This window comes from Neorhizobium sp. P12A (assembly GCF_008365395.1).
Classification (GTDB): Bacteria; Pseudomonadota; Alphaproteobacteria; order Rhizobiales; family Rhizobiaceae; genus Rhizobium.
Genome location: NZ_QOVX01000018.1, coordinates 41244 through 67801, shown reverse-complemented (window position 1 = coordinate 67801; position 26558 = coordinate 41244). Strand labels below are relative to the sequence as shown.

Annotated in this window: 33 protein-coding genes and 3 pseudogenes; 22 read left to right on the top strand and 14 right to left on the bottom strand. The window is 59.3% G+C overall.

What is annotated here, in order from left to right; all coding sequences use genetic code 11:
- Window positions 1-86: 86 nt before the first annotated feature.
- The 7 genes from DTW90_RS29745 to DTW90_RS29715 all read right to left on the bottom strand — a co-directional run bounded on the left by DTW90_RS29745 (window position 87) and on the right by DTW90_RS29715 (window position 5644).
- Window positions 87-395, bottom strand: a complete 309-nt coding sequence (locus DTW90_RS29745; protein ID WP_149343075.1) for a DUF2934 domain-containing protein — start codon at window positions 393-395, stop codon at window positions 87-89.
- A gap of 15 nt (window positions 396-410) precedes the next feature.
- Entirely contained in the window at window positions 411-893 is a 483-nt protein-coding gene (locus DTW90_RS29740; protein ID WP_149343073.1) for a pyridoxamine 5'-phosphate oxidase family protein, read from the bottom strand.
- A gap of 53 nt (window positions 894-946) precedes the next feature.
- Window positions 947-3232 carry a xanthine dehydrogenase family protein molybdopterin-binding subunit gene (locus tag DTW90_RS29735; protein ID WP_149343071.1) on the bottom strand — a complete coding sequence of 762 codons (2286 nt, stop codon included), beginning with the start codon at window positions 3230-3232 and terminating at the stop codon, window positions 947-949.
- Complete coding sequence (locus DTW90_RS29730; RefSeq protein ID WP_149343069.1) at window positions 3229-4230, bottom strand: xanthine dehydrogenase family protein subunit M; 1002 nt, start codon at window positions 4228-4230, stop codon at window positions 3229-3231. Before DTW90_RS29730 ends, DTW90_RS29735 begins: the two co-directional genes overlap by 4 nt.
- Window positions 4227-4760 carry a 2Fe-2S iron-sulfur cluster-binding protein gene (locus tag DTW90_RS29725; RefSeq protein WP_149343067.1) on the bottom strand — a complete coding sequence of 178 codons (534 nt, stop codon included), beginning with the start codon at window positions 4758-4760 and terminating at the stop codon, window positions 4227-4229. Before DTW90_RS29725 ends, DTW90_RS29730 begins: the two co-directional genes overlap by 4 nt.
- A gap of 115 nt (window positions 4761-4875) precedes the next feature.
- Window positions 4876-5109 carry a DUF2171 domain-containing protein gene (locus DTW90_RS29720; protein WP_149343065.1) on the bottom strand — a complete coding sequence of 78 codons (234 nt, stop codon included), beginning with the start codon at window positions 5107-5109 and terminating at the stop codon, window positions 4876-4878.
- A 70-nt stretch (window positions 5110-5179) separates the two neighbouring features.
- Window positions 5180-5644 (bottom strand): hypothetical protein, encoded by a 465-nt coding sequence (locus DTW90_RS29715; protein ID WP_149343063.1) that lies wholly within the window; start codon window positions 5642-5644, stop codon window positions 5180-5182.
- Between the two features lie 115 nt (window positions 5645-5759).
- Here DTW90_RS29715 and DTW90_RS29710 point away from each other — a divergent pair, with 115 nt between their 5' ends.
- Together DTW90_RS29710 and xth are read left to right on the top strand one after the other, a co-directional pair.
- The gene (locus tag DTW90_RS29710) at window positions 5760-6458 is read left to right on the top strand and encodes a hypothetical protein (RefSeq protein ID WP_149343061.1); all 699 of its coding nucleotides are present in this window, start codon (window positions 5760-5762) and stop codon (window positions 6456-6458) included.
- Between the two features lie 76 nt (window positions 6459-6534).
- A pseudogene (xth, locus tag DTW90_RS29705) lies at window positions 6535-7320 on the top strand (exodeoxyribonuclease III).
- A gap of 58 nt (window positions 7321-7378) precedes the next feature.
- On the opposite strand, the gene DTW90_RS29700 reads toward xth, so the two are convergent.
- Entirely contained in the window at window positions 7379-7603 is a 225-nt protein-coding gene (locus tag DTW90_RS29700) for a DUF2934 domain-containing protein (protein WP_149343059.1), read from the bottom strand.
- 141 nt (window positions 7604-7744) lie between these two features.
- On the opposite strand from DTW90_RS29700, the gene DTW90_RS29695 reads away from it, so the two are divergent.
- Window positions 7745-8095: a low affinity iron permease family protein gene (locus tag DTW90_RS29695; protein ID WP_149343057.1), complete on the top strand. Its 351-nt coding sequence runs from the start codon at window positions 7745-7747 to the stop codon at window positions 8093-8095.
- Window positions 8096-8149: 54 nt separating this feature from the next.
- A complete protein-coding gene (locus DTW90_RS29690; RefSeq protein ID WP_149343055.1) occupies window positions 8150-8413 on the top strand; it encodes a hypothetical protein in 264 nt (87 codons plus the stop codon).
- 188 nt (window positions 8414-8601) lie between these two features.
- On the opposite strand, the gene DTW90_RS29685 is transcribed toward DTW90_RS29690, so the two are convergent.
- The 4 genes from DTW90_RS29685 to DTW90_RS29670 form a co-directional block, all read right to left on the bottom strand.
- Window positions 8602-8835, bottom strand: a complete 234-nt coding sequence (locus DTW90_RS29685; protein WP_149343053.1) for a hypothetical protein — start codon at window positions 8833-8835, stop codon at window positions 8602-8604.
- Window positions 8832-9233: a low affinity iron permease family protein gene (locus DTW90_RS29680; protein ID WP_149343051.1), complete on the bottom strand. Its 402-nt coding sequence runs from the start codon at window positions 9231-9233 to the stop codon at window positions 8832-8834. Before DTW90_RS29680 ends, DTW90_RS29685 begins: the two co-directional genes overlap by 4 nt.
- A 118-nt stretch (window positions 9234-9351) precedes the next feature.
- A complete protein-coding gene (locus tag DTW90_RS29675) occupies window positions 9352-9960 on the bottom strand; it encodes a general stress protein (protein WP_149343049.1) in 609 nt (202 codons plus the stop codon).
- Window positions 9961-9982: 22 nt separating this feature from the next.
- Window positions 9983-10294, bottom strand: coding sequence for a PepSY domain-containing protein (locus DTW90_RS29670; protein ID WP_149343048.1), 312 nt, complete (start codon window positions 10292-10294; stop codon window positions 9983-9985).
- 239 nt (window positions 10295-10533) lie between these two features.
- On the opposite strand from DTW90_RS29670, the gene DTW90_RS29665 reads away from it, so the two are divergent.
- Window positions 10534-10893 (top strand): response regulator, encoded by a 360-nt coding sequence (locus DTW90_RS29665; protein ID WP_246665106.1) that lies wholly within the window; start codon window positions 10534-10536, stop codon window positions 10891-10893.
- Window positions 10894-10941: 48 nt separating this feature from the next.
- Here DTW90_RS29665 and DTW90_RS29660 read toward each other — a convergent pair whose 3' ends face one another.
- Window positions 10942-11199 carry a hypothetical protein gene (locus tag DTW90_RS29660; protein WP_149343046.1) on the bottom strand — a complete coding sequence of 86 codons (258 nt, stop codon included), beginning with the start codon at window positions 11197-11199 and terminating at the stop codon, window positions 10942-10944.
- 220 nt (window positions 11200-11419) lie between these two features.
- Here DTW90_RS29660 and DTW90_RS29655 point away from each other — a divergent pair, with 220 nt between their 5' ends.
- The gene (locus tag DTW90_RS29655) at window positions 11420-11638 is read left to right on the top strand and encodes a hypothetical protein (RefSeq protein WP_149343044.1); all 219 of its coding nucleotides are present in this window, start codon (window positions 11420-11422) and stop codon (window positions 11636-11638) included.
- 78 nt (window positions 11639-11716) lie between these two features.
- The gene (locus DTW90_RS29650; RefSeq protein ID WP_149343043.1) at window positions 11717-12355 is read left to right on the top strand and encodes a hypothetical protein; all 639 of its coding nucleotides are present in this window, start codon (window positions 11717-11719) and stop codon (window positions 12353-12355) included.
- Window positions 12356-12910: 555 nt separating this feature from the next.
- Here DTW90_RS29650 and DTW90_RS29645 read toward each other — a convergent pair.
- Window positions 12911-13861, bottom strand: a pseudogene (locus DTW90_RS29645) (trehalose synthase); the annotation flags it as partial.
- Between the two features lie 527 nt (window positions 13862-14388).
- Between DTW90_RS29645 and DTW90_RS29640 the strand changes: the two are divergent.
- The 15 genes and pseudogenes from DTW90_RS29640 to DTW90_RS29575 all read left to right on the top strand — a co-directional run bounded on the left by DTW90_RS29640 (window position 14389) and on the right by DTW90_RS29575 (window position 26547).
- Entirely contained in the window at window positions 14389-14583 is a 195-nt protein-coding gene (locus DTW90_RS29640; RefSeq protein WP_132528778.1) for a hypothetical protein, read from the top strand.
- 83 nt (window positions 14584-14666) lie between these two features.
- Window positions 14667-14967 (top strand): annotated as a pseudogene (locus DTW90_RS29635) (catalase); the annotation flags it as partial.
- Between the two features lie 99 nt (window positions 14968-15066).
- Window positions 15067-15213 carry a hypothetical protein gene (locus tag DTW90_RS37320; RefSeq protein WP_188080101.1) on the top strand — a complete coding sequence of 49 codons (147 nt, stop codon included), beginning with the start codon at window positions 15067-15069 and terminating at the stop codon, window positions 15211-15213.
- 152 nt (window positions 15214-15365) lie between these two features.
- Window positions 15366-16304 (top strand): adenylate/guanylate cyclase domain-containing protein, encoded by a 939-nt coding sequence (locus DTW90_RS29630; RefSeq protein WP_149343041.1) that lies wholly within the window; start codon window positions 15366-15368, stop codon window positions 16302-16304.
- A gap of 186 nt (window positions 16305-16490) precedes the next feature.
- Complete coding sequence (locus tag DTW90_RS29625; RefSeq protein ID WP_149343039.1) at window positions 16491-16676, top strand: hypothetical protein; 186 nt, start codon at window positions 16491-16493, stop codon at window positions 16674-16676.
- 64 nt (window positions 16677-16740) lie between these two features.
- Window positions 16741-16980: a hypothetical protein gene (locus tag DTW90_RS29620; protein ID WP_149343037.1), complete on the top strand. Its 240-nt coding sequence runs from the start codon at window positions 16741-16743 to the stop codon at window positions 16978-16980.
- 200 nt (window positions 16981-17180) lie between these two features.
- The gene (locus DTW90_RS29615) at window positions 17181-17696 is read left to right on the top strand and encodes a DUF2934 domain-containing protein (RefSeq protein WP_149343035.1); all 516 of its coding nucleotides are present in this window, start codon (window positions 17181-17183) and stop codon (window positions 17694-17696) included.
- A gap of 588 nt (window positions 17697-18284) precedes the next feature.
- A complete protein-coding gene (locus DTW90_RS29610) occupies window positions 18285-19844 on the top strand; it encodes a methyl-accepting chemotaxis protein (protein WP_246665105.1) in 1560 nt (519 codons plus the stop codon).
- Window positions 19845-19848: 4 nt separating this feature from the next.
- Window positions 19849-21273 (top strand): chemotaxis protein CheW, encoded by a 1425-nt coding sequence (locus DTW90_RS29605; RefSeq protein ID WP_149343032.1) that lies wholly within the window; start codon window positions 19849-19851, stop codon window positions 21271-21273.
- Window positions 21270-22358 carry a chemotaxis-specific protein-glutamate methyltransferase CheB gene (cheB, locus tag DTW90_RS29600; protein WP_132528393.1) on the top strand — a complete coding sequence of 363 codons (1089 nt, stop codon included), beginning with the start codon at window positions 21270-21272 and terminating at the stop codon, window positions 22356-22358. The genes DTW90_RS29605 and cheB overlap by 4 nt, the downstream gene beginning before the upstream one ends.
- Window positions 22358-23224 carry a protein-glutamate O-methyltransferase CheR gene (locus DTW90_RS29595; RefSeq protein WP_149343030.1) on the top strand — a complete coding sequence of 289 codons (867 nt, stop codon included), beginning with the start codon at window positions 22358-22360 and terminating at the stop codon, window positions 23222-23224. Before cheB ends, DTW90_RS29595 begins: the two co-directional genes overlap by 1 nt.
- Window positions 23225-25186, top strand: coding sequence for a chemotaxis protein CheA (locus DTW90_RS29590; RefSeq protein ID WP_149343028.1), 1962 nt, complete (start codon window positions 23225-23227; stop codon window positions 25184-25186).
- Window positions 25183-25446, top strand: a complete 264-nt coding sequence (locus tag DTW90_RS29585; RefSeq protein ID WP_149343026.1) for a hypothetical protein — start codon at window positions 25183-25185, stop codon at window positions 25444-25446. The genes DTW90_RS29590 and DTW90_RS29585 overlap by 4 nt, the downstream gene beginning before the upstream one ends.
- 82 nt (window positions 25447-25528) lie before the next feature.
- Window positions 25529-25912, top strand: a complete 384-nt coding sequence (locus DTW90_RS29580) for a response regulator (protein ID WP_132528389.1) — start codon at window positions 25529-25531, stop codon at window positions 25910-25912.
- On the top strand, window positions 25909-26547 hold the full coding sequence (locus tag DTW90_RS29575) for a chemotaxis protein CheX (protein WP_149343024.1): 639 nt from the start codon (window positions 25909-25911) through the stop codon (window positions 26545-26547). Before DTW90_RS29580 ends, DTW90_RS29575 begins: the two co-directional genes overlap by 4 nt.
- The last annotated feature ends 11 nt before the right edge of the window (window positions 26548-26558 follow it).

Sequence of the window (26558 nt, the reverse complement as noted above, 5' to 3'; positions counted from 1 at the left end):
TCCGTTCATTTCTCAATGAACGTCGGGACGACCGAAAAGATGCGGTCGCCCGAAGGGCTATTTGCGGGCCGGAGCGAAATCGGATTCTAAGGGCCTTCGGTCTTTCTGACGCTCTGGCGCACGGACTGTTCACCCGTCGTGATTTCGACCTCGGCCGGATCCCCGGCCGATCGCGGTCGATCACGTCTCGCTGCGAAATCGCCGCTTTCTCCGGCACCTTGGAGCAAAGCAGTCTGGTCGCGGTCGTCCTGGCCGTTCTTGTCGCTCTCGGCTGAATTGCCGAGTTCCTTCGATGCCTGAAGCCAGTGACGCACGTCCTGACGCTCCGGTCGGCCCTCGCTTTCCCATATCTCGTAAGCGCGGTGCCGAATGCGCTCCTGCAGGTCGGTTCCCATCGTCTGTCGCCCCTTCTACATGTTCACCTTGGCGGTATCGCCCATGTCTGGCCGAGCATTCGTCAGCGCCGCCGCGGCCATCTTGATGTAGCTGACGACGGTACCGGGACTGTCCCAGTATTCCGCGAAGGACGGCGTCACCTTCAGGATGCGAATGGAGGGATCGTCGGCGCTTTCCCACCAGGCCTTGGCCGGGGTCGCCCAGAGCTCGTGGATCTTCTCGCGATCGTTTTCGATCTCGGCGGTTCCCGAAATCGACACGTATTTCTGACCGCGACTGTCTGCAAAGGCGAGGCAGACGCTGGGGTTGCGCTCCACCTCGTCGTCCTTGTGGCTCGATGCGTCGGTCAGAAAGTAGAACGCATTCTCCAGTCTTTCGACATAGGCCGCCATCGGACGGGCGCGGATGTCCCTGCCCGTTGCGGTCGACAGCATGCAGAAGCCGATGCGTTCTGCGAGATCCCATACTTTTCCGACATCATCTTCCGTCTTGGCCATGACATGTCTCCTATTCGGTTCCACTGCGCGCCCGAAGACGCGTGCACTTGTGTTCACAACAGCTTGTCGAGGGTGATGGGCAGGTCGCGGATGCGCCTGCCGGTCGCGTTGTAGACCGCGTTGGCGACCGCGGCCGCCACGCCCGTGATGCCGATTTCGCCGATGCCGCGCGCGCCCATCGGCGCCTGCGGATCGGGGGCATCGGTGTAGAGGATATCGATATTGGGGACATCCATCTGCACCGGCACGTGATAGTCGGCGAGCGAGGCGTTGACGATGCGGCCGGACCGCTCATCGAAGTTCGTCTCCTCCGTCAGCGCAAGCCCGATACCCATGATGATGCCGCCCTTGAACTGGCTCGTTGCCGTCTTGGCATTGACGATCTGGCCGGCATCGAAGGAGCCGAGGAAGTGCGACACACGCGCCTCGCCGGTGATCTCGCTGACGCGCACCTCGCAGAACTGCGCTCCGTAGGAATGCATGGAGAAGGCCTCCATCTCGGCGGGCGGCGGCGCTTCGCCGACGCAGCAAAGTTCATCACGACCGGATCGCTGCAGGATCGACCGGTAGGTCTCGAAGCGCGCGGGATCGTCGCGGTGGCCGATGCCTTCGTCGCGCGGCTCGACATCGGCAAGCGAAAGGCCGGCGAGCGGCGAGGCATTGCCTGCAAGCTTGATGAGTTCCTCGATGAAGACCTCCGTTGCCGCAATGATCGCGCCGCCGATTGAAGCTGTCTGCGTCGAGCCGCCGGCAATCACGCCGCGCGGCAAGGTGCTGTCGCCATATTCGAATGCGACGTGCCCGATCGGCACCCCGAGACGGGCGGCGATATGCTGCGCCTGTGCCATCGCGGTTCCCATTCCCATGTCATGCACCGCCGTCGAGACCGTGACCCTGCCGTCCGATGTCAGCCGGATGCGGGCCGCACCACCGGGGAAGCGGTGATAGGGATAGGTCGCCGTGGCGCAGCCCATGCCGATCAGCCATTCGCCTTCGCGCCGCGCCCGCGGCGTCCGGCTTCGCCTATTCCAGCCGAATTTTTCCGCGCCCCTCTCATAGGCTTCCATCAGATGGCGGGAGGAAAACGGCTTACCGCTGGTCGGATCCTTCTCCGGCTCGATGCGGCGGCGCAGATCGATCGGATCAATGCCGAGCTTGTCGGCGAGTTCGTCGACCGCACTTTCCAGCGCGAATGTACCGACGGATTCGCCAGGCGCCCGCATGAAGGTGTTCGCCAGCATGTCCATATCTGCGACCTCCTGCGCGAGGCGGAAGGTCTTCGCCGTGTAGAGATGGCGGGCGGGAAAGGTGAACTGCTCCGGGCAGGAATTGTGCAACGTCATCGCCACGATGCCGGAGTGGATCAGCGCATCGAGCCTGCCGTCGGCCTTTGCACCGAGCGCGACGCGCTGCTCGGTGACCGTCCGCCCGCCCACGACCCGGAAGACGCCCTCGCGCGATAGCATGATGCGGACTGGTCGTTTTGCGAGCTTGGCCGCGGCGCAGGCAAGGATCTGGTGATCCCAAAGACACTTGCCGCCAAAGCCGCCACCGACATAGGGCGACGTCAGGTGCACATTTTTTTCGTCGATACCGAAAATATCGGCGAGCTGCCCCGTTGTCAGGTCGATCATCTGAGTGGCGTCGTGAACCCGGAGCGCGTCACCGTCCCAGGCGACGGTCGCGCCGTGCAGTTCGATCGCATTGTGATTGTGCCGGGGCGTACGGTAGATTTGGTCGATCTTCACCTCGGATGCCTTCAAGGCTGCTTCCGCATCGCCGATTTCAAGGATCGGCGGCTGACCGAGTAGCGTTTCGAGCTGCCGCGGCATCTTCTTGGCCTCCTCGAAGATCGTCACGGCAGGCAGCGTCGCATATTCGACCTCAATCAGCGAGGCGGCATAGTCGGCCTGTTCCTGGGTTTCCCCGAGGACGAGCGCCAACGGCTGACCGTTCCAATGGATCTCATCATTCTGCATGACCGGAAGGTCGCTGGCGCCCGCTGCTGTCGGCGAGGACATCATCAGCGACGGCGCCTTCATGCGCGGAGCATTGTGGTAGGTCATGACGAGCGTAACACCGGACGCCCTTTCAGCCGCGCCCGTCTCAAGTCTCATGATGCGACCCCGCGCGATCGTGCTGAAGACGAGTGCGGCATAGCAGATATTCTTGTAGGGAAACTCCGCGGCGAAGCGCGCCTTGCCCTGCACCTTGAGTGGCCCGTCGATACGGGAGACCGGCTTGCCGAGCGCGCCATGCTTGCGCAGCAGCGGATCGGGGGTGATCGCCGGCTGCCAGCGGCCAGATGTCGGTTTGCGGGGCTCGGGTTGCACACTCATTCGCCCTCTCCTTTCAACTCGTTGAGAACGGCGACGATCGTCCGTTTTGCCAGCTCGATCTTGAATTTGTTGTCGCGAAGGCCGACGGCGGAGGCAAGTTCGGCCTCTGCCGCTGCACGGAAGCTTTCCGGTCCAGCCAACTGGCCTCTCAGCGCCTCTTCGGCCTTCAACGCCCGCCAAGGCTTGTGGGCGACGCCGCCCAGCGCCAGCCGCGCGTCGCGCACCAAACCATTCTCATCGATATCGAGAGCGGCAGCGACGGAAACCAGGGCGAAGGCATAGCTCGCACGATCCCGAACCTTGCGATAGGTCGAACGGCGCGCGAAGGCGAGCGGTGGAATTTCGATCGCGGTGATCAACTCGTTCGGCTGCAGCTCGGTTTCGATGTCGGGGCGATCGCCGGGCAGGCGATGGAGATCGAGAAGCCGCAGGATGCGTTGGTTTGCGGGTCCGTCTGCAGCACCTTCGAGGTGGACCTTCGCATCGAGGGCGGCAAGCGCCACGCACATGTCGGACGGATGGGTCGCGATACAGGCGGGCGACGCGCCGAGGATCGCATGATAGCGGTTGAAGCCTTCCTTGGCGTCGCAGCCAGCACCCTGCTGCCGCTTGTTGCAGTGCGCGGCATTGTCATAGAAGTAGCGGCAGCGAGTGCGCTGCAGGATATTGCCGCCTATTGTCGCCATGTTGCGGATCTGCGCGCTGGCGCCGGCGAGAATCGCCCGCGTCAGCAAAGGAAACGTGGAGCGCACATCGGGGTGGGCGGCAAGTGCGGTGTTCTTTACCGCCGCTCCGACGAGGAGGCTACCATCGTCGCGTCGCTCGATATCGCCGGGCAGATGGGTGACGTCGATGAGCATGTCCGGTTGTTCGACGGTCTCGCGCATGAGATCGACAAGATTGGTGCCACCGCCGAGATATTTCGCGGCAGCCGCGCCATTCGCCAGCCGGATGGCGGCCGAGGCATCGGCCGCCTGTTCAAAGGTGAAAGGGTTCATGCGCGGGCCCTCCTCTTTTTCGACTCGGCGGGTTGCTCGATCAGCATCTCGGAGATCGCCTCGACGATGCCGTTATAGGCGCCGCAGCGACACAGATTGCCGCTCATGCGTTCGCGCAACTCCGTTTCATCAAGCGTAATGCTCGCTGCCGTCAGATCCCTGGTGACGACGCTTGGAATATTGCGCTGGGCTTCGTCCAACATCCCGATGGCGGAGCAGAGCTGGCCCGGCGTGCAGTAGCCGCACTGGAAGCCGTCATGCTCGACAAATGCTTCCTGCAGCGGATGGAGGTTGCCGTTCGCGGCAAGGCCTTCGACCGTGATAATGTTGCGGCCCTGATACTGGGCCGCCAGCGCCAGGCAGGAATTGATGCGCTCGCCATCCACCAGCACAGTGCAGGCGCCGCATGCGCCCTGATCGCAGCCTTTCTTCGTTCCGGTCAGACCGAGATGATTCCGGAGCAAATCTAGAAGGGAGGTTCGGATATCGGCGGAGACAGTCGCTGCCTCGCCATTCACGAAAAAGTCCATGAGGGCCTCCGTGGCTTTCTGGCTTATTGGGGGGGATGTCCCGCGCGGCTCGCGCATGAGCAATCGCATGTGGAGCGCAGGCCGAGATGGCGCCGCTATCGCGGCGCCGAAGCGGTCAATTCACCGCGAACCACTGGCTGCGGACTTCGTCCGCGTTCTTCGACAGGTGGACATGGGCGTCGACATGGTCGACCCAGTCGAGGGGTATCAGGTGGTGTTTGCCGTCCTCGGAATCTGTTCTGGTGAGCTTGATGCGGGAAGTGCCATCCATGTGGTCGACTGTGCCGACATGCCGGCCATCGGCGGCCCGGACTCCCATACGTTCGCGGATCTCGTCGGAATTGATCATTGTCGTCTTCCTCATTGTTGGGAACAGATCCATAACTTCCCGCGAACCACACAGTTCCAAAGGCAGCGATCTATTGGGCAGTCTTGTTGGACTGCACCGGCCTGATCGTGGCCGCCGAGATATCGCCTTCGAGAAGGCCGCGTTCGAGATCTCGTCGACCGCGCTCGATCTCGATCACGGTGTAGAGCTTGTCGTCCCGGAACGCGCTTGCATTCGCTGTGGTAACGTCATCGGCGGCAGCCGCGTCGATTTTCATAAAATCCATTTCGCGGCTCGCAGCGACGATGCGGGCGTCCCCTGATGTTCGCGCCGCCACGAGGACCACGCCGTGGTTCGGGGCGTTCTGCCACCTCGGATCGTCGACTGCCGCGATCGGTTCGAGCCGAAAGACTGACAGGGGCTCGCCAAGGGAGTTGGTCGAGCCGACCGTTTGAGCATCCAAAATTTGCGCTCGGCTCTCGACGGACCGACCGAATGTGTTTGGACTGGTGCCATTGTTGACATCGCCGGTCCCGGCTTTCGATACATTGGACATCGCTTCCTCCATTTACGAAGCAAACGGCAGATCGACTGAACAGTTCCCCGTGAAGCTGCGGAACAATTTCCTTTGGACGCTCGTTCGGCAGCACGGAAGAACGATGGAGGATCCGATGACCGATCTCTACAATGAAAATGCTCCTGCCTATTCGGGCGGCCGTGCCGGGAGCACGCTGACCGCCTTCTTCGACTTTCGCGGTGATGCGGAGCAGGCGATCGATCGCCTGACGGAAGCTGGGGTGAGCCAAGTTCGCTTGATGCCTGGCTACGAGTCCGACGACGAAAAGGCCGAGGTCGGTAGCGACGATCGCGCCGGCTTCTGGGCCCGGCTTGAGGACTGGCTGTTTCCCGCGGAGGATCGCGCGGTCTACGCCGAAGGACTGCGCCGCGGCGGGTTCCTTGTTTCAGCCACGGTCGATGACGCGACCTATGAGATCGCCCATGACATCCTCGGCGAGCACGGTGCAATCGACATGGACGAACGCGCGGAACAATGGCGCAGCGACGGCTGGAACGCGCCGACGACCACCGACGCCCTTTCGACGAGGGCATATGGCCCCTCGATCCAGGAGCGGGAATTCGAAGACCACGATCGCAGCGCACAGGCCGCCAAGCTCCAGGAAGATGCCTTCGAAGCGGAGGCCGCTGCTCGCGACTCCTTCCCGATCGATGACGAGCTGCGCGACGATGTCCTTCCGACCGGGCATCAGCGGACGGTCGAGGACGAGGCCGATCCCGCGATCCGTGAGACCAGGCAAAGCCAGGACATGGACAGCATGCGTCAGGAGCAGATTTTTCCGCGCGGCCGGTAGGAAGCGCGTTCGAAATCATGATCGCACCCACGGCCTCGCCTTCGGGCGGGGCCTCTTTATGATCCGGAAACCTCACGTGAAGATCGCCAGCTACAACATCAACGGCATCAATGGACGACTGGACATCCTGCTTCGCTGGCTGAAGGAAGACGCGCCGGATGTCGTCTGCTTGCAGGAACTGAAGACAGAGGACGCGAACTTCCCGCGAAAGGCGATCGAGCGGGCGGGCTACGGGGCGATCTGGCACGGCCAGAAGTCGTGGAACGGCGTTGCAATACTTTCGAAAGGATCCGCACCGATCCTCACCCGGTGCGGCCTTCCCGGCGATCCAGACGACAGCCATAGCCGCTACATCGAGTCAGCCGTCAATGGCCTGTTGATCGGCTGTCTCTATCTGCCGAACGGAAATCCCGCGCCGGGGCCGAAGTTTGACTACACTCCGCTGGTTTCGACGTCTGTATGCCTATGCGGCCGAGTTGCTGGAATTGGAAATCCCTGCCCTGCTGATCGGCGACTTCAATGTCATGCCAACCGACCTCGACGTCTACAAGCCCGAGCACTGGCGTGACGACGCGCGGTTTCGGCCGGAAGTCAGGCGGGCCTACGCCGAGCTCGAGGCGCGGGGCGGGCGGACGCCGTCCGCCAACTGCATCCGCAGGAGCGCATTTATACCTACTGGAAATATTGGCGAAATTCATTCGAGCGCGATGCAGGACTGAGGATCGACCATTTCCTGCTCAGTCCGGCTGTGGTGGGCTGGCTGACGTCCGCAAGCGTCCGTGGGGAGGCTCGAAACTGGGAGCACACAAGCGACCACGCCCCCGTCATGATCGAAATCGACTTGGAGCGCGACACCATTTAACCAGGGTCCACTGGCGCCATCGAACCTGAAAGTGGGTTCTTAGGGGCGGCTCGAATTGTTACATGGCAACTTTTTTCGTTGGCGGCGCTGTCGGAGGCACTTCGCTTTTCTTCTTGGGCTTTTCCGACGCGATCTGCTCAACCTCAACTTCGGCTGCCCGCTCGGTTGCCTGGTGCTGGGCTTCAGCGTGCTGCCAGTGATCGAGGTGTCGCCCTTCCGGCCGTCCCTCATCTTCCCATAGCTTATAGGCTCGCTCGCGCCGTGCCTGCTCGTTGTCGTTCATCGACGTCCTCCTGTGTCTGGCAAGAATAAGTCCCAACAGGCAAACCAGTTCCAGAAGCACGGGCACATTCAAGCTCAGAGCGTGAAGGCGTGCCAGCACTTCACAAGGGAACGAAGAGCGGTTCAAGTCATTTCCCCATCGATGAAGAAGTCGAGGCTATACCTACAGCTATCGGAAAGAGCCGTCGTACTGGCGGGCCATAGACTTGTTCTGTTGGCTGCAATGCTATCGACCGTCATGTGGTGCTTTGGCGGAGCATTTCTGGGTCTTCCGACGCGATGGTATTTGCTGACAAACGTGTTCGGGACAATGACAACGCTTTTCGTGCTCCTGATCATGCAGCATTCGCAGAACCGCGACATGCATGCGCTGCAGGTGAAGGCAGATGAGCTGATACGATCCAGCGAGGCACGGAACCACCTGATCGGAGTCGAGCAGCTTCAAGAAGCGGATCTGCTGCGGCTGATTGGAGACCGTCAAGCAGATCGGTAACTAAGGGCGAATCTCGTGGCGCGGCCAACCAGTTAGCTTGAAAGGCGGGATGACATGAACCTGATGAACACTGATATCATTCACGGGCCTGACGGATGGAACGTTGAATTCGTCGGCGACGATGGTGATGCCGTATCCGTCCACGTCAGCGATGATCACGCATCGGATGCCGACGAAGCTCTTGAACGGGCAAAGGCCGTGATGATCCAGCTCACCGCTTTCGGCACGAGAGGTGGCGGCCGGAGCCTCAACCGCTACGACGCCGCAAGCAATGGGAACTTCGATGAGGAGCAGCATCTGTTCGACACATCGCATTGAGCCGCCGGCATAACCCGGCCCGTTGCTCGAAAGCGACACCCCGCTCTGGAATTAGACGGGATGCTTGCTTTAATGAAGAACAAACTAATATGACGGCCAAAGGCCCGCTACGGTTAATACGGATCCTTGAGTGAAAGCTCGGATCGGGAAGCCGAGGCCGCGGGGACCGTGTCTCGGCTTCTTCCACTTCAGACCCATTCGTTGTTGAAGGCCAACGCGGCCACAGAGATGGTCTTCCCTTCCGCGTCGCGGACTGTCACCGACATTAACACCCGGTCCTGCTCACGCAGTTCGTCACGAGCTACGTCGAGGAGGATCTTGGCGACATGCCTCGAGATCTCCCCTCTTGTTTCAAGCTCGAGGCCGCAATCGTCCGTAGTTGGCCCGTCGCCGTTGTGCAGGTCGAAGAAATATCTCTTCACGCCGGCGCCCCCTCAGGCGCTTCCGCCTTCTCGTCGGCAACCTCGGCAATGCATTCGGCCTTTTCCGCCAGCGTCTTGCTCATCTTTCGGAGAGATTCTTCATCAAGCTTTTCGATGCCGACGAACTTGTTCTGGGCCTGCGAGGAAAGGATCAGTTCGTCGAGCTTGGCCTGAAGCGCCTTGCCATCGCGGTTCTGCGAGTTCTGCAAGACAAAGACCATCAGGAAGGTGACGATCGTCGTCGATGTGTTGATGACCAACTGCCAGGTTTCGGAATAATTGAAGAACGGTCCGGAACCGGCCCAGACGAGAACGAGGACAACCGCCATCACGAAGGTCGCGGGCTTGCCGGAGAGATCGGCGATCTTCGTTGCGAATTTGGAAAACAGGGAGTTCATAGCGGGGTGTCCTACTGGAGGGAAACAATCCTTAACGCGTGCAATGGTAGCGGGGTTCCCCAAAAGACGTCGGCGAAAACAGGCCGGAGAAAATCGCCCCAGCCTGCCTCGAACTCGGCTACAGACGATTGGTCCGGTATCGCTCGCGCTCGGCCGCAATCTGCTCCGGCGTATATGGATCGGCCGTCTCGTCGAAGCGTGTCCAACCCTGCTCGGCGTAGCTGGCCCGACGCGCTGCGATATCAACACGCGGCGACGTATTGAGGATTGCTTCAGCGGACGCGACGCGGCTCTCGTCCACCCGTGCGGTTACGACCGAGCCGCCGCGGCGGATGCCTTCGGCGTATAAGTTGGCATCCTCTTCCGGCACTCCGGATTCAACCATGGCGCCGACAATGCCGCCAACGGCTCCGCCTGCAACCGCGCCTGCAATCGCACCCGCCGCCGTGGCAGCAAGCCATCCAGCAGCGACAACCGGGCCGACTCCGGGGATAGCGAGCATGCCGAGGCCAGCCAGAAGCCCGCCTGCGCCGCCGGCCACGGCTCCAATGCCAGCGCCTGTGCCAGCACCGTCAGCCGCATGGGTACCCTGGCCTTCCACATCGACTCCGTTGGTTTTGTTGGTGACGATGCTGATGTCATCCGAAGGGACGCCGGCGTCTTCCAGCGCTTTCACGGCCGTCTTGGCGTCGCTGTAGCTGTCATAAAGTCCAGTGATCGTTTTCATAGAAATTTCCTCCGTGTTCAAGTTACTTGGCCATCGTCACATTGCCCTGGAAGTCCAGGGCGACGTTCGCATGCTTGCCGTCCTTGGTCGCGGTTGCGCGCCAGACGCCTTGGCCGTCGAGCTTCAGCCCGGTCACATCCTTGTAGCCTGCGTCTTCCAGGCGGGACTTGGCCTGTGTCTCCGTGAAGCTGTTCTTGCCGGCGACGGGCGCTCCAGGATTCTGCTCGGTTTTGACTGCCGGGGTTGTCTGCGACGTGCTCGGCGTTTCGCTCTGGGCGAAGGCGGCAGATGTGGAAAGAAGCAGGACGGCGGATAAGGTTGCGATTATTTTCATTGGTGTTTCCTCGTGTTGAGTGAAATTGAAACATGCGAAAACGCTAGAGGTTCCAATCATTTATTTGTGCGGCTCCGGCCTTGGAAACGACGCACGGCGCACTATCGAGGTAAGCCGGCGATGGGATTGGTTCGCCTGAAATAGCGCCGCCGGATTGGTCCCACGCAGGCCAGCGCGTCTTCGTCACGTGACACGAGCAAAGACAGCGTATAGTGTTGTCAGACCCCTGAGGAACGCTGTTGTCCGCGCCCATTCTTTTGCTTGAAGACCAGCCGTTCATCGCCTTGGATCTCGAAGAGGTTCTCGATGAAAGCGGACACCCCAACCATGTAACGTTCACCACGTGCGTGGAAGCCAGCGAATGGCTTGAAGTCAACACGCCCTGCCTGGCGATTGTTGATCCCCGCCTGTCGGATGGAATGTGCACGGTCGTGGTTCGGCGCCTGAGCGAACTGGCGGTCCCTTTCATCGTCTACTCGGGCGAGGGCGAATCCCTTCGAGCGGCAGAGCCAGCATTTGCGAGCGGGGAACTGCTGGGAAAACCAGCGTTGCCGGACGAGATGATCGCAGCCGTGACGCGCGCTCTGAATCCGGTGTAACGTCCCGCCACGACGCAAGCTGGAACACGCGACGGGAATTTTAGGAGGCTATTCGGCGAGGAGATCCAATGCTCGATAAACGAGTTCGGCGGAGGCATCGAAATAACCGGCGGCTGGCGCCTCGTGCTCACGAGCGACCTTTTCGCGGAACGCTTCCAGCGGCTTCGATCGTCGATCTTTCGCCGCTTTCGACGCCAGGGCGCTGAACTGCACGCTCTTCCTGATCTCCAGCAAGACCTGATCGCGCTGGTGCACGGTCAAGACCGAAACCGGCTTCGGACCGGCTGCTTCGATGAACCGAGCCATGCGCAAGTCTCCTGATTCGCCACTCAACGAATCACTTGCCGGGTCGTTTGAGTGCAGATCCACCCGTGATGTCGAATGGCTACTCCCCTTCCCCGGAGCGCCGCCGGGGATCGACGATTGCCGATGCCTCGCCGCTCCTTCTGTTCAAGGGTGGGGAAATTCATTCTATTTTCAGGGAAGTAATGGATTATGGAAGGACGCATAGCCGGGTGCCCGACCGATGTTTCGACGATACGTCAAAGATTATGATCTCCCGCTCCTCGGCGATGATATGGACCTCTGCCAGAAGGTCTTCGATATGGTCCGTGACCAGCTCGATATCGAACGTGGGAGCGAGCTTGAAAGCCAGCTGGCGGCGAACATTATTCAATTCTACAAGCAGGGCATAAGGACAGAAGCGCAGCTTCTGATCATGGCGCGGACATCGGCGATTTCCTAATCTCAGACGCTTGCCAGACGTCGGAAATCAGCGCGAATTGCGTTGACGCTCGGGCCATCCGATCCCATCTGCTTGAACATGCCCAAGACGAAGACGAAAAAGAACGAAAGCGATTATCCCGAATTGATGAAGGAGTGGCAGCTTCCGGTGACCGAGACACTTGGATCTGCAGTCCGGGTCAAAGGAATCCTGCAGGAAATCCGCTCCCGGCTACCCTCCGCCGTCAGAAAGTCGCTGGACATGGAGACAGGAGCACTCATCCTGGTCATGCCTGAAACGTCCAAGACAGCGTTCCGCGCGATCTCGGCGACGGTCTCCAAGGCGCTGGAGGACATTGCCGACCTTCCTGTCATCCCTCGGGAGATCGAGGATATCCTTACGATTTCGAGTTCGGAGAGGAAACGCTGGCTGGAGGACGGGCGTCTTCGTAGCGCTGGAACGCGAACGGTCAGACTTCAGGGCCGGGCAAGACGGATCACGTTTCACGTATTCGATCCTCGTGTTGTCGAAGACCTGCTGGATCGGGGCGCTGTCGACGAATGGCGGGTGGAGGACGCGGCGGCAAAGGCGGAAAATCGGAGGCGCGCCGCATACCAGGCGAAGCTGACGCGTTCGCTCAGGAAGAAGAAGGCGAAACCGGCTGAACAGGAAGCTGGTGACGTCCCTACGGGGTTGAAGGGATGGGACGAGTTCGGGAGCGATGGCCTGCTGCGCTAGTTGAAGACTGGTTTCCTTCGAGGCCCACCGTCCGCATGAGAGCCGTTGTTCGGCTTCGTCATCAATGGTCCAGAAATGCGACAAGCTAGGAACCACAATAGGTTTGGGAATATCCCAAACGATGGGAAGTCCCGACTAGGGGAAATTCCGGCTCTTCACCTTCAGCGTGTCGATGTGCAGATCCGGAATAAAGATGTCTCGAGGCTGCGGTGAGTGAACACGATCCGTGAATCATACGCAAGTCGTGAGGATAACTGATTGCGCCCTTGGCTCCGGGTCGCGGAGACCTGCCTGACACGAACTGCTATATCCATCGTTCCAAACCCGTCGCGCGAAATCTGGAGGTCGTTTCTGACTGGTTCTAGGAAATTTTACTAAAGGCGCATGCTCTTTTCGGTTGCGAGCGCACCATTGTGCTCTCGACCCCTCCCCGGGACTCGGGCGATTTGACCAGAAGCCGACGATAGGTTTTGTGAAACAATCCGCCGCGCGGACAACTCAGGAAAAAAGATGCGCTCGGATATGATACTGCGCAAGTTAGTGGAGGCAGGATCGTCAGATCTCAGCGCGACTCAGGAGGTAGTCAAGACCGCCAACTCGAAACCATTTATAGGCGTATCCCTCCAGACAGAGGCAATGCTTGCCATTCTTGTCCGCTCTGCTGTCGGTTCCGTCGGCGATGTCGATAAGGATGTTGTCCTCCTCACTGCCACCAGCATCGATCTTTACCTCGACGGGATTGGCGTTGAAATTGTGCACTATCAGGACGGAGTTGTTTCGCCAATCATATTTGATTGCCAAGACGCCGCTTTGATCGGCGTTCACGGGTCGATAGTCGCCCCAGCCGATTTCCGGCGCCTCTTTTCGCATCCGGATCAGCCGTTCCATCCAGTTCAACATGGATTCCGGATTCTTTCTTTGGTGAGCCACATTAATATGCTCGTAGCCATACGGGCCGCCGGAAATCACCCGCAGGACCGAAGCAGTGCTTTTGGTAAATCCCGCCTGCGGCTCTGTTGACCATTGCATCGGAGTGCGTGCGCATTGACGCTCGGGAAGCGAGAGGTCGTCGCCCATACCGATTTCGTCGCCGTACCGAAGCACAGGCGTGCCAGGCAACGAAAACATCAGACTGTACGCCATTCTTATGCGATCTTCGTTGCCGTCGTTCATCGGCGCGAAACGGCGTCTGATACCCCGATCATAGAGTTGCATGTCCTTGTCCGGTCCAAAGGCGGCAAAGACCTGGTTTCGCTGCCGCTCGCTCAGTCGCCCGAGATCAAGTTCATCATGATTTCTCAGGAAAAGTCCCCATTGCGCTGTTTGAGGCCGGGTACGGGTTTAGTCCAGAGCTTTAATGAGAGGTTGGCAGTCGGCACTGGCAAGCGCGTAAAACAGCGTCTGATTGACCTGAAAATTGAACATCATATGCATCCGGTCGCCGTCCTCACCGAAATAGTCCATGTCTGTCTTCGGCAGGACGTTTGCTTCAGCCAAAATGATGGAGAAGCGTCCTACCGCTACCTGTATTTTGGGCAGAAGCAATCCAAGCACGGAGGGACCGAGGAGTATGCCACCGATCATTTGACCTGCGATGGAAGTCTGTCCGATGCAAAACAAGGCTTCGCAGAGAAGTCTGCCGATAGCGACCAGAATGATGATCCGGACAAGGAACAATGCTTCGGAGGGACCCGAGGCTTTTCGCTCCGCTGCAACGGCGGCGGTTGAAGAGACGAGGAAACAGATCGCTCCGCATGACAGAACGCGGTGATAAGGCTGCGCGGAACTGGGAATCATATGTGGAAAGGCCCCCGAGTACCGCCAGAAAACGGCTGAACCAAGTTTCCGTTCCTTGCTCGCCGGTCATGCGCGAAAAAGATCCCCAAGGAACAATAGTAAAGGACGATCTGGGCACCTTTGGATCCCTGAACACACGCGGAAGTATTAGAATGCGGCAATAGATGAGCGCGGCTGCGGGAACACAAACCTCACGACGGGAGTTTCGGAATAAAGGGCTTCCAAGACTTCCAAGCATGACAGCCGATCAGTTTTCCGTTGATGACTTGGCCGAACAATGTCAAATCAGCCGCCAGCAGGCCTTGCGATACATCGCGCGTTTCAGTGCCGATCGCGAAGAACTCGACAGTCTTTTGTCATCATCGTCGAGAATACCTACTCATCGGAAAGACGAAATCAATCGAACGCCATCCGAGGTTGCGTTGGGCTGAAGTCGCACATCTAAGCTTTCCATTCGGAACCTTCCAAGGCCTCCCCCGTTAGCCGGTCAGCATTCTCGGGGAGGAGAGTTTCCATGGCAGACGAATCCAAGTTCGACACCGATCGCGGCAACGGCGGTGAAACCCACCAGCATGTCCCCACATCGGGGCCCCACGACGCAAGCGGCCATCTGACCACCAATCAGGGCATTCGGATTTCCGATAACCAGAACAGTCTTCGCGCCGGAGCCCGCGGCCCTACCTTGCTTGAAGATTTCGTGTTGCGGGAAAAGATCTTTTCACTTCGATCATGAGCGCATTCCGGAGCGGATCGTCCATGCGCGTGGATCCGCGGCCCACGGCTATTTTGAGCTGACGCAAACGCGATCGGCATGGCACCCGGAGAAGCGCCAAGCCTATTTCAAGCCTGCATCCTCTTGCTGCGCGGAACTTCGCACTCACTGCTTCGTTGAGCGGCTACACTCGGAGAACGTTATGACCAAATATCTGTCCATCTCCACCGAACACGCCGCAATCGTCGCTCCAATGTCGTTGACCGGGCGCTTTCTGCGCGGCCGTCGCGTGCGGGGCGCCATTTGGACCATGGGTGTGGTTGCCCTCTTGTCCTCTGTCATATGGTGATTGTTTCGACCAGCCTTTGGCAAGCCGGATAAAACTGGGGTGGGAATAGCACGCGACAACCCGGTTGGCTGGACTTGCCGTGGGCGACAGCGATCTAGCCGAAAAAAACGCCTATGACAAAACCCCTGCTATCACCAGATCGGACTGCTCGAATGGAAGCACCGCCGCTTGAACGAAAGCTTGCAGCCATCCTCGCCGCCGATGTCGAGGGCTACTCCCGGCTGATGAGTGTCGATGAAGAGCAAACGCTGGCCACGTTGACATCGCATCGGGCAATTATCGACGATCTCATTGAAAAGGCACACGGACAGATTTTTGGCACAGCCGGCGACAGCGTGCTTGCCGAGTTTCCGTCGGTCGTCCATGCGTTTAACGCGGCGGTCGGGATTCAACAGTCGTTGTGGCGGGCAAATCGCGATCTTCCCGTCGATCGACATATGAATTTTCGTATTGGAATAAACGTGGGCGATGTGTTGGTCAAAGACGGGGATATCTTCGGCGATGGCGTCAATATTGCCGCCCGTTTGGAAGGCCTTGCTGATGTCGGCGGCATCTGTGTGACGCGAGGTGTGCGCGATCATCTCCGCGACCGCGTCGATGCAAGCTTCGAGGACCTCGGTGAGCAAAATATCAAGAACATCCCACGTCCCCTGCGCGTGTTTCGCGTCCTTTTCGACAAGGAGAATGAGCCGGCGATCGATTTGGCCCTTCCCCTCATCGAAGATAGAGAGCAAGCGTCTTCCGTCGATCAGCCGCTGTCACGCGACAAGGGCGATGAGGATCGCAGTATTGAAGTTACCTTCTGGCAGTCGGTTCAGGAGAGCGATGACCCCGCAGAATATGCTCTGTACATTGCGCGTTTTCCGGACGGGCAATTCGTCGAATTGGCCCACACGCGGATCGAGAGCGCTGAGGAAAGTAGAGACGATCCTTCAATCGAACTCGCTTTTTGGGAAACGGTGCGCGAAAGCGATAAACCGGATATGCTCCAAGCCTATTTGGTGAAATATCCCAACGGGCAATTCCGTGACCTCGCCAACATCATGATCGCCAACCTCGGGAGAGCGAAACCGGCGCCTTCGCTCGATTGAACAACGAGGGTCCTTCGCTTACTCGGTGCGTCGTCTCCGCGGCCGATGTCACAAAATCCCATAAGCGAAAATCTGTCGGGCCGCGCTGCGATCCGGTGGAGGCTGAGCCACTACAGGTGAATAATCAGGTGTCGAATTGTCGAACCTTTCAACTGGGTATGTGTTTCCCTTGAAAGGAGAACCGAAATGTCGATCCACAACTTTGAAATCCTCGCCAAAGACATAATCCACGAGGTCGAGGAAACACTTACAACCCTCGATCACATTGAAGAAAACGCGGTCGCCCTGAAACGCATCGCTGAAAGAGCAGCAAGGCCTGGTGATGACGCCGGTGGAGTCACTGGACACAGGATCGCGCCCGATGGTTCTTGAGGGGGACGTTGACGCTTACTGTTGTCGTCCTAAGTGACACCTCCAGGCAAGAGGAGTGCTCTCAATGCAGCAAAGAAACGAACAACTCAGCTTCCGAATGATGTCGGAGGCCGTCCAGGCGTGGTACAGGTTCTACGAGGTGCGGCCGGACGATCGTTGCTCCAATGTCCTTTGTCAGGCGGCGATCGATCTCTACCAGGGTGGCCTTCGAACCGTCGATGACATCGCGACCACGCTCATCGGCAGCTACGTTGGCGTCTACGCCACACGAGTGAATGCGCCGACATCGCTATCGGTGCACTAGGCGAGGCACCGATGCGAAACTGCTACCTTCCGTCGAACGTTACTGCCCGCATGCGCTGTGGGCGGTATTCACGAGTGACCGGTACGCATCCGCCTCCCGCGTTTGGAGCCCAATACCGTCGGCAATCCGGAGCCTCTGCCTTTTCGGAGGGGAACCGTTCCGTGAATCGGACGTTCGTCTGATAGCCGGAGGGGCCATCGATGGATCAGGACACTTACGATTGGATCAGCAAGCGCGCCCATCAGATCTGGCAGGAGCAAGGCTGTCCGCATGGCCGCGATCGCGAACACTGGTCGCAAGCCGTCGCAGAACGGGAGGATTTCAGCGAAGGGACAGCGCCGGCCCAGTCTATCGAGGCGTCTCCTCATGTCGAGAAGGTCCTGGTTGTCGATGACGAGCCCCTGATCCGCTACGCGACCGTCGACGCGCTCGAACATGCGGGCTTCGAGGTGCTTGAGGCTGGCAATGCCGACGAGGCGTTGGTGGTCCTGCGGGCCAGCGAGGTTGACGTCGTCTTCACCGACGTCAACATGCCAGGCTCGACGGACGGGCTCGGGCTCATGACGTTGGTTCGATCTCGTTTTCCAAAGACGAGAGTCATCGTCACCTCAGGTCACGTCCGGCTCGGCCGCTTCGACCTTGCAAGCGGCGTCTCGTTCATTCCAAAGCCATACAAGTACGATGCGCTCGTAAACATGCTAAAGGAATTTGGCTGATGCGACACGCTATAGTCGATGGTGATGTTCGATCTCGATGAAGACCCTCTAACATGAACCCAGGCACATCCACCAACTCGGCTCACCGGCGGTGCATTGATTGCTTTGCGTTCTGTATTAGGTCATACAAACTGATTGACCCAGCGGCCTTGAATGCGAGCAGCGCTTTCCTCCTGTGTTGCAATCCAGGCTCAACCTGATTGACGGACACCCATGGCACTTGTGAAGACCTCCCAATTGGGAGCAAAAACGACCGCAGCGAAGTCGGCGCCAGCTGGGCCCACGGTTACAATCCCCGATAAGGCTGCAACCTCACGCCGGACCCAGGATCGCTCCCGCCTCCGTCAACAGAAAGCGGCAGAACGTATCGGGGCGGCGACCGAGGAGCTTGCGACAGGTGTCGCGGAGGCTGCAGCGGCCGCAGAACAGTTGCGTCGCGCTCTGGAACAAATCGCAAGTGGCGCCGAAGAGGCCGCAGGTGCAGCACATGAATCGCTGTCTGCCACAACCCATCTCTCTTCGAGATTTTCCGAGGCTCGAACGGAAGCTGAGGCTGCGCGGAGGCGCACGGAGGAGCTACAAAGCTCAATGTTCGAATCCGCTGCACAGATCGATAATTCGATTTCGGCCATCGACGCCAATGCGTCACGGCAGATCGCATCCGTTACGGTCATCGACCGGCTGCAGTCTCAGGCTGAAAGCATCGGAGCCACCACGGTGGCGGTAGCCGATATCTCGGACCGTACCAATCTTCTGGCGCTCAATGCGGCAATCGAGGCGGCGCGGGCTGGCGACGAGGGCCGCGGATTTGCCGTCGTTGCCGACGAAGTTCGCTCGCTCGCGGAAATAGCCGAGCGCAGTTCGCGCGACGTAAGCCGGCATGCAGAAACGATCGTCGACGGCGTCCGCCGAATTGCAGAACGGATCAACTCGGCCGCCTCCACGGCTAAGGAGCAGACGGCTTCGGGCAGGACGGTCTCCGAGGAGTTGCACGCAATTCGTTCGGGTCTGACCGCTCTGTCCCAAAACAGCCAAGTGATCCTGATTGCCGCGGTTGAGGCGGAAGTTGCGGCGCGCGAGGCCCAGAAGGGTGCTGAGACCGTCGCCGCCGCCGCAGAAGAGCAGTCTGCTGCGGCGACAGAGGCACAGCGCGCCGTCCAGCAGCAAAGTACGGCACTCGAGGAAAGTCAGCAAACCGCTCAGGCGCTTGCCACTCTCGCCGACGACCTGATGAATGAAAATGGTCGAGCGTCGCGAACCGAAGAGCTGAGCTCTGCTGCGGAAGAATTGTCTGCGACCGTTCAGGAGCTTTCCGGCGCGGCCGGCGAAATCCTCATCGCGATTGAGCAGATCAGCCGGGGCGCCGAAGCACAGGCCGCTGCCACGCAGCAGGCCAATGCGGCCATGGCCCAGATCGAAAAAAGCGCGGTGCAGACACAGGATAGCGCCGAGCAAGCGAGCAGGCGCACGGGGGAAATCAAGACATTCCTTCAAAAGAACAAGGCTGGACTTGGCAGCATTGCCGCGGGTGTATCCGACGCTCTCGTCGAAACGCGAAACGCATTGGCAGAGCTGAAGTCGCTTGGTGAGATCGGTTTCCAGATCGAACGCACCGTAGACCGGATCGTTCTGGTCGCTGTCCAGACCAGCATGCTGGCGGTCAGCGGCTCGGTCGAGGCTGCCAGAGCCGGAGAGGTGGGCCGTGGTTTTGCGATCGTGTCGACTGACATCCGAAAGCTCGCGCAGGATGCGGCGGAGAATATAGATGGCGTTAAGGACATCGTGCGGCAAATCCGCGTGCAGATCGCGACGGTGGAGCGCGAACTCGAAATGATCGTTGCGGCTTCCGAGGCCGAGATTGCCAGAAACAAAGCGATTGTCGAGCGCCTCGCTGCGGCTGAAGTCGACGTCGACGCGATGGTGCGCGGCAACGCGTCCATCCTGGACGCAACGCAGGCGATCCTCGTTGCGGCAAAACAGGTCCAGGCCGGAACCCAACAAATCGCTACGGTCGCGCAAGAGGCAAGTGCTGCCTCGGAACAGGCCGCGACTGCGGCACGACAGCAGTCTCGCGGGGCAGAGGATCTGGCAGCGGCGGTCGAAGAAATCGCATCTTTGGCAGATGAACTTCAGATGTCCGGAAACTAGGGACATGGCAGGGTCATCTTCAGCAGCAGACGTCGATCGGCGGCGGCTCGTATTTCGGGTCGGCGAGCATTGTCACGAGATTGAGGCAAGCTCCGTCCTGGAGGTGGTCAGGGTACCCCATATTACGCGGGTTCCGCATGGCCCCGAGGCGCTCGCGGGCATTGCCAATCTTCGCGGCAAGCCCATCCCGGTCCTGTCGATGGGCAGAGTTCTGAGCGGCGGTTATCTCTCGGCCCGACATGAGGGCAAGATCATAATCTACGATCACGGAGGCGCCGTCGGCCTCCTCGTCGATGATGTCTTACGGCTTTCAGCCGATTCCACGGCAACCCCAATCCAAGGGCTGAATGGCCTGCTGGAGGCCGCGTTCAAGGGCGCGAGACGTGCGCCGGTCGAACGCGTAGCTCAGGCCGGCCACGAAATCGAGCCGGACGCGAGCAGTCAGCTGACTGCCTTGCTCTCTTTTCGAGTGGCGGGTCAGCTTTATGGTCTGCCGCTCGATGATGTCCACGAGGTCGCCACGTTGGCCGGCGATATAGCGGTCGTCCCCAACGCTGCACCCGCGGTGATCGGCCTCGTTCCCATGCGCAACAGCGTTCTGCCGCTTGTATCGCTCGCATCCCTTCTCGGCCTTGACGGCGAACAATCGACGAAGGAAGGCTCCCGCATCGTTGTCGTAGAGCACGAGGGCAATATCGTCGGCCTCGTCGTTGACGAGATGGACGTCATTCACCGGCTGCCCAACGATGCGATCGATGCGGTACCCGCGGTACTTCAACGGGGACGCGGCGATGCACAGATCGAGGCGATCGGCCGGATAACGCATAGCGGACGTCTTATCTCCATCCTGTCTCCGGAAATGCTGTTCGGCCACCATGCCGTCTCGCAGGCACTCGACCACAATACAGGACCAAAGCTCATGGATACGACGCGTGAAAGCCAAGAGACATTCGAGCAGTTTCTGATCTTCCAGCTTGGCGACGAGAATTACGGCCTGCCGATCAGCTCGGTCGATGAAGTCGTCCGGGTTCCAAAAGACGTCACCCGCATGCCCGGCGCACCGGAATTTGTGATGGGCGTCATCAATCTGCGGGGCAAGGCTGTTCCGCTGATTGATCAGCGCATCCGCTTCGATACTCCGGTATCGCCGCAGACTGCCAAGGCTCGCGCAATCATTGTAACCCTTGGAAACCTGCGAGCCGGGTTCGTCGTGGACGACGTATCGGAAGTCAAGCCTATTTCCTTAACTGCTTTGTCGGAAGCGCCCGAATTTTCCTCCGATCAGACGGACGTCTTCGACCGCATCGCCCACATCGAAGCCGATGGTCGGATGATCCTGTTGATTGATTCCCAGGAGCTTCTGACGCGGGCAGAGCGGGATATCGTTGCGACGATAGCAGACGAAAAGACAGCGGTGGTCGATCCGTGATTCGTCTTCTCGTCGTCGACGATTCTGCCTTGATGCGGAAACTCCTGGGCCAGATTTTCAGTGCCGAAGGGGATTTCGAGATCGAGTTCGCCCGCGACGGTGCCGAGGCCCTGAAGATTATTTCGACCTTTCGCCCCGACGTGGTGACGCTCGATATCCATATGCCGTTGATGGATGGGCTCACTTGTCTTGATCGCATCATGCTCGAGCATCCTTGTCCTGTGGTGATGGTTTCGTCGCTGAGCGAGGAAGGGGCTGAAGAAACGCTCGCAGCGCTGGAGATGGGCGCGGTCGATTTCATCGCCAAACCGGGTGGCGCGATTTCACTTGGGATTGACGAACTGACCCCTCGTCTCGTCGAGAAAGTTCGCACGGCCGCGTCAGTCCGGATCAAGCGAAGCCGCCGACTTGCCGAACGCCTTCGTGTCACTCGCACAGGGCCATCGTCAAAAACCATTCCATCGCGGGCGTATCAAAAGTCTTTAGCAGCAGCGGGCATTGGAACTTCGGAGAGGCTCGGTCTTGTCCTGATTGGGACCTCGACCGGCGGGCCGCCGGCCCTGGATGCTGTCCTCTCCCATCTACCGGCTGGCTTCGGCTGGCCGGTCGTGGTTGCACAGCATATGCCGGCCTCGTTTACCGGGCCTCTCGCACGGCGTCTCAATAGGCTATGCGCCGTAACCGTTAGCGAGGTGACGCAACAAATCAGGTTGGAGCCGGGCAACATCTACATCGCTAGAGGAGACGCAGATATCATCATCTCCTCGCGGGCCGGATCGCTGGTGGCGATGGCCGCTCCAAGCGACCCGAGCTATCGGTGGCATCCAAGCGTCGACCGGATGGTGCGCTCGGCCATGAGCCATGTGCCGGCAGCTAATCTCGTCGGCGTCCTGATGACCGGCATGGGAAATGACGGAGCAGCCGCAATGGCCGACCTCAAGGCCGCCGGCGGCCATACGATCGCGGAATCCGAGGAAACGGCCGTCGTCTGGGGCATGCCGGGAGAACTGGTGCGCCTGGGGGGCGCAAGCGAGATCAAGCGCGCAGATGAGATCGGGCTGACGCTACTTGAGCGAGCCTGCTGATGGCGATCCCTCCGATCAGATCGAATGATTATGCTGCGCCCCCGCTGTCGACAGCGGATCTCGAGGAGATCTGCGCCATCATCTACAAGCGCAGCGGCATGGTTTTCGGCGAAACCAAACGTTACTATATCGAGCGCCGTGTTTCCGACCTGATCAGCCAGCGGAAGGCGCAGTCGGCGAGAAACTATATCTCCATATTGCGTGGCGATCTGCGCGAGACCGAGCTGCTGATCAACAGCTTCACCGTCAACGAAACCTATTTCTATCGCGAGCAACATCAGCTTGCCTGTCTAAGCCATTCGATCCTGCCAGAGATCATCCGTTCCAAAGGGCCGGGCGATCGCATCCGAATCTGGTCCATGCCCTGCTCCAGCGGTGAGGAACCATATTCTATTGCCATCTGGCTCCTTGAGAACTGGCCGCTGGTCGACGCCTATAACATCGAGATTACCGGCTCGGATATCGATACTGCCATACTGAGGCAGGCGGTCGACGGGTATTTTGGGCAGCGGTCGCTCTCAAGACTTCCGCAGGACATCCTTGTCCGGTATTTCGAGGCGGAGAAGGATCAGCAGCGCCGACTGATCGGCGACTTGAGAGAATCCGTCACCTTCGCCAAGGGCAATATCGTGGATCGGCAGAGTCTCGCCGCACTTGGCCGTTTCGATGTGATATTCTGCAGGAACCTGCTCATCTATTTCGACGAGGCCGCGCGGGAAATCGCTGCGCGCAACCTCCATGAACTTCTCTATCCCGGCGGATACATTTGCCTCGGCCATACGGAATCCATGTCCCGTATTTCGGAGACCTTCGAACCCGTTCGTTTCCCCGACGCTATCGTCTACCGAGAGGCGGGAGGCAAATGAATGGATGAATTGATCGAACAATTCGCCATCGAGGCGCGGGAGCTGGTCCAGCAGGCCTCGGAAGATCTCCTGTCGCTGGAATCAGACCCGGCGAAGCACGCAAGTCTGGAGAGCGCGTTCCGGGCGATCCATACGCTAAAGGGCTCGGTCGGACTTTTCGATTTCGGCCCGATGCAGGACATCTTGCACCGGGCGGAAGACCTTTTGACCCGGGCCCGAGGTGGTAAGGTCGCCGTCGACGCGACGCTCATCGACCCTCTCTTCGCGGTGATCGAGTGGGTTGACGGCTGCATAGACGGGATTTTGCAGACGGGACGTCTGCAGGAGGCGCAGGAGAAACAGGCTCCGAGGCTTCTTCGGCTCCTCGAGGGCGAGGAAAGTGGGCCTGAAGTAGACGAACCCGCCAGCGAACCGACTGCACTTCCCGACTGGGTTCAATCCCTGCATCAGCGGAGTGCTGTGTCCAACGACGAAGGAGCGATGGTCGCCATCCGTTACGAGCCGCATCCGGAATGTTTCTTCAACGGCGACGATCCGCTGGCATTGATATCGAGCCTTTCGGACCTGCGGTATCTGGCGATTTCGATCAAAGAACCTCGACCGTCGCCTCAGGACTACGACCCTTTCCGTTGCAATCTTCTGATCGACGCTGTCTCGGGAGGGTCGATTGCGGAGGCGGAAGCATTGTTTCGGCTGATCCCCGATCAGGTCGAGCTTTTCCCTTTGTTTAGATCTACCTCCAGACAGATCCCCTCTGGGCCGGACGCGTCGGTGGGCCGCTCGGCGGATCGCCGGTCGACAACGATGCGGGTGGATTCCTCGCGCATCGATAAACTGGTCGAGATTGCCGGCGAGCTGATTATCGCGAAGAATAGCCTCGTTTCTCTCGCAGACGAGGCTCGAAATCAGGGCAACGCTCCGCTTGCAAAACGCATTCTATCGAGCCACCACGAGATCGAGCAACTTGTTGCCTCCCTTTACAGTGGCGTCACCCAGGCGAGAATGATCCCGCTCGAACACGTTTTTCGCCGCTTCCCGCGGCTGGTGCGGGAAACGTCGGCAAGGCTGGGGAAGGCGCTCGATCTGATCATCGAAGGGGAAACAGTCGAAGCCGATCGGGAAATCGTCGAAAACCTGTTCGAGCCGCTGCTGCATCTCATTCGAAACGGCCTCGACCATGGTATAGAGCCGGAAGCCGACCGGTTGCGCCTATCCAAGACTGCAAGAGGCCGCATAATCTTGCGAGCTCGACAGCGCGGCGACCAGATCGAGATCGAAGTCGCTGACGATGGCCGCGGCATGGATCCGCAACGTGTCCGAGCGACAGCCGTCGATCGCGGTCTCATTTCGGGAAACCAGGCGTCGACTCTCTCCGATGTGGACATTCTTCAGTTGGTCTTCGCGCCGGGTTTTTCCACTTCGTCCTCGGTCTCCGATTTGTCCGGCCGCGGGGTCGGCCTCGATGCGGTACAGAGCTCGGTTAAGAGGCTTGGTGGGACGCTCACACTGCAAAGCGTCGTCGGCTCGGGCACGTCGTTCCTTCTGAAATTGCCGATCAGCTTCTCGATGTCACAGTTGATGGTCGTTGAAGTCGGTGACGAGCGTTACGGCATTCCCATGTCGGACGTCGTCGAGACGCACAGGCTGCTGACCGGCTCCATTCAGTCCGTTCGGGCGGGTCGTGCATTCATTCTTCGCAACCGGACGATCCCTCTGCTTTATCTCGGCAAACTGCTGGAGACGCCCTTGCAGAATTCCGAACCCAACCACCTTACCGTCCTGATTGTGCGCGCAGGAGAAAGCGAAATCGGAGTAGCCGTTGATGCGATTGCCGAGCGCACCGAAACGCTGACGCGGCCACTGGCCGGCCTGCTGCAGGGCGTCAGCGGGATCGCGGGAACGACGCTGTTAGGCGACGGAAAGATCCTACTTGTATTGGACATTGAGGAACTGGTGCAATGACGGTGAAGCTGGATACGCAGGCCATTACCCTTTCAGGGACGTGTGGGATCGAGGAGGTCGAAGCGTTGATCGGCTATCTCGAAAGTCGCCCGGATCTTTCGGTGGATCTCAGTACTGCAACTGTCGTCCACACGGCACTTTGGCAGGCGCTGATAATGCATAGGGCAAAAATAACCACCGCGTCTTCGCCAGCCCCAGCGGTGGAAAAGATTCTGTCTGCGCTAGATAGCTCAATGATAGTCGCAAATAGGGGGCGGTAACTTGCTAAGGCATACCTATCCACCTAAGGGTATCAACGAATCCGTGGCAAGCCGAGCTGCCAGGGCCATGTGGAGTAACGGAATGACGGTAACAGTCCTGGTTGTGGACGATAGCAAATTGGCACGTATCGTGGCCGGCAAGGCGATCACAGCATTGCAGCCGGATTGGACACGCATTGAAGCCGCGAGTGCTGAGGATGCCCTTGGGATCGTCGGCTCGCGTCAGGTTGACGTTGCGATCCTGGATTTCAATATGCCGGACAAGGATGGCCTTGAACTGGCGTCCGAATTGCGAGCCAGCCACCCGCATATGCCGATCGCCGTGATCACGGCAAACGTCCAGGACGAAATCATCGCCAAGGTGCGTGCGCTCAACGCCACGTTCGTTGCAAAACCGGTCACCCAAGACGCATTGAGCGGGTTCATCGCCGGAGCGGCACTTCGGCTCAAGAAGGCGGGAGCATGACCGATCAATCGCTCGGACTCGACGAACTCGAACGGGACGCTCTCACCGAACTCGTCAACATCGGCGTCAGTCGCGCGGCAGCAAGCCTGCGCAAGATGGTCCATAAGCAGGTCATCCTCTCGGTCCCTTCGGTCGAGATCGTGACGCGCAAGTCCGCGGCCACCCTGATTGGTCAGCGTGAGAGCGAAAGCCTCATTGCAGTCCAGCAACAGTTCGAAGGGCCCTTCTCGGGCCGTGCTCTGCTGATCTTTCCGGAAAGCAACGGATTGTCGCTTGTTCGCGCCATTGTCGGCGACGAGATGGGGGAAGCCGATCTTGCGGAAATGGCCGAGGAAGCACTTGCAGAGACGGGCAACGTCATACTGAACGGTTGCCTTGGCTCGATGGCGAACATGTTGCAGCATACGTTGAAAATGTCGCTGCCTCATGTTCGTCGAGGGGACAGCAATCTCCTGTTTGAAGTCCTGACCAACGGTGGCGACGAGGGATACGTTTTATTCCTTTACATCAACTTCTCCGTGAGGGAGCATGACATCCGCGGATACATCGCGATGATCATGGATCTGCCGTCGATGGAGAGACTTAAGCAACATATTGCAGACTTCATTGATCGCGTAATGACGGAAAGCCCTTAAGTTGATTAGTA